The organism is Fulvivirga kasyanovii (genome assembly GCF_009711405.1).
GTDB lineage: Bacteria > Bacteroidota > Bacteroidia > Cytophagales > Cyclobacteriaceae > Fulvivirga > Fulvivirga kasyanovii.
The window spans coordinates 1-1,939 of record NZ_SMLW01000604.1 but is presented as its reverse complement, the minus strand read 5'-3'; the positions used below and the strand labels follow the sequence as shown (position 1 = coordinate 1,939).

The window sequence follows — 1,939 nt, the reverse complement described above, 5'->3', positions numbered from 1 at the left end:
TTTGCTGAATAACCTGGTAATGCACTGAGGAACGGACAATCTGCCCGCTCCTTCAGTGCTATTACACGGGTTGCACTTCTCTTAAATCCAAATACTAGTTGTAGTCTTTCGTGTAGATTGTAGGGCGGTGCCTGAAAAGTCTATTTGCCCCGGTTCGGGTCTCCAGTTCGTTGTCAGAGATCAAGTCCTGCCCAGTAAATAAGTATATTTTCTTCATAGTTAATTTAATTTTCAGGTTCAGTTTTTAGCCCGTTCCAAAACGACAGAGGTATTGATACCTCCAAAACCAAAGGAGTTGCTTATGGCTACATTGATCTGATGGTCTGTAGCCTCGGCACCACAAAATTTAAGGTCTTTACGCACCGGGTCTTCCAGGTTGAGGTTGGGGTGAAGAAAGCCTTCCTGCATCTGCAAAACGGTGGCAATCACCTCCACCATACCGGCCGAATACAGACAGTGGCCCGTAAGGCCTTTGGTTGCATTGAGCCAGGCCTCTCGTTTTCCAAGCACCTGGCTGATGGCTTCCGCTTCCGTTATATCTCCAAGGGACGATGAGCTGCCATGGGTATTGATGTAATCTACATCGGCGGCAGACAACCCGGCCTGGTCGAGTGCTGACTGCATGGCTTTTGCTTCTCCAGTCACATTGGGATTGGCCGAACTGTTACTGTCAAGATTCATGGCACCACCCCTAACCTCAGCCAGGAATGGCACTCCTCTTTTGGCTGCACTGGTTTCTGATTCAAAGATCACACATGCACTGGCCTGCCCGTAAATGAAGCCCTCATGCTGCGTATCAAAAGGGCGGCAGGCTTTCGCAGGTTGATCACCATATTTTTTCCCTCCCATGGCCCCTATATTGATAAAGCCCTGGATATCCATAGGTGAAAGATCGGCTAAAGTGCCCACCACCATGCATACATCTGCAAAGCCGGAAAGCACTTGCCGGTATCCTTTAATGACACCCACATTTCCGGTGGCCGAGGCCCCTCCTACTACAAACCCTTCACCCTGTATGCCAAACAGTTCGCTCAGTACGCCAACCTGATTGGTTTCCAAAAACTCAAGTGCATACCTGGGCGACAGGTATTCGGGATTTTCCCTGAATTTCGGAATCAGGTCGTATTGATAATTCTGGGTGCTGTTTTGTCCGGCTACAATTAATCCTGTTCGCTCCGGTAAAGCTTCTTTATCAAACAGCCCGGCGTTTTGCCATGCCTCCAGAGCGGATATGATGGAGGTTTGAATAACAAATGGAGCCCTTTGCCCCAGTTTCCGGGCATGCTGCTGTTTTTCATCCGGTATATTTGTAAAACGGCCCAGGGATTTTGAAAAGGCGAAATTCTGTATTTCAGCCGCAATATCAACGGACACCTTAGGTTCTCTGGCATTTGTCGTTTGTCTGATGCCGGACTTGCCGTTCTTTAAGGAATCACAAAATGAGGAAAGGTCACTTCCAATGGATGATACTATCCCCATCCCGGTAATTCCTACTTTATTGGTCTTTAGCATTATTTATCGCGCATTACATAGTAAGAAAAGTAAACAGGTCAGGCCGGTTTCAGCCTGGTGTAATTGCGGATAAGTTACAGGGTATCACTTTCACTAACAGTAGCGTAATTCATATTTAACACATCCACCAGCCCTTCAATATTGCTTACATGTGCAAAGCTCATCAAGGGTATTTTCAAGCCCAGCTCTTCCATCGACATGGTCACCACTTCCATTCTGTCAATTGAGTTGGCACCCAGGTCTTTTAGACTGATATCCAGGGTAACCTGCTCTGGCCCTACATCAGGAAGTACTTCCATTACTATCTTTTTCACTACTTCAAATACGTGTTCTTTTGACATGATCTTCTATTTTTAATTGGTTTTACTTTTATGTTATTTTAAATCACTTCAGGTTTACCTAAAATCGAAAAAGCTCAGCCTGTTTT

Annotated in this window: 3 protein-coding genes; all 3 read right to left on the bottom strand. The window is 46.0% G+C overall.

Annotated elements, in window-relative coordinates; genetic code table 11:
• Window positions 1-94: 94 nt before the first annotated feature.
• Window positions 95-217, bottom strand: coding sequence for a hypothetical protein (locus E1163_RS31415; RefSeq protein WP_281353141.1), 123 nt, complete (start codon window positions 215-217; stop codon window positions 95-97).
• A 20-nt stretch (window positions 218-237) separates the two neighbouring features.
• Entirely contained in the window at window positions 238-1,512 is a 1,275-nt protein-coding gene (locus E1163_RS18300; RefSeq protein WP_155173909.1) for a beta-ketoacyl synthase N-terminal-like domain-containing protein, read from the bottom strand.
• A 74-nt stretch (window positions 1,513-1,586) separates the two neighbouring features.
• Complete coding sequence (locus tag E1163_RS18295; protein WP_155173908.1) at window positions 1,587-1,853, bottom strand: acyl carrier protein; 267 nt, start codon at window positions 1,851-1,853, stop codon at window positions 1,587-1,589.
• Between the last annotated feature and the right edge of the window lie 86 nt (window positions 1,854-1,939).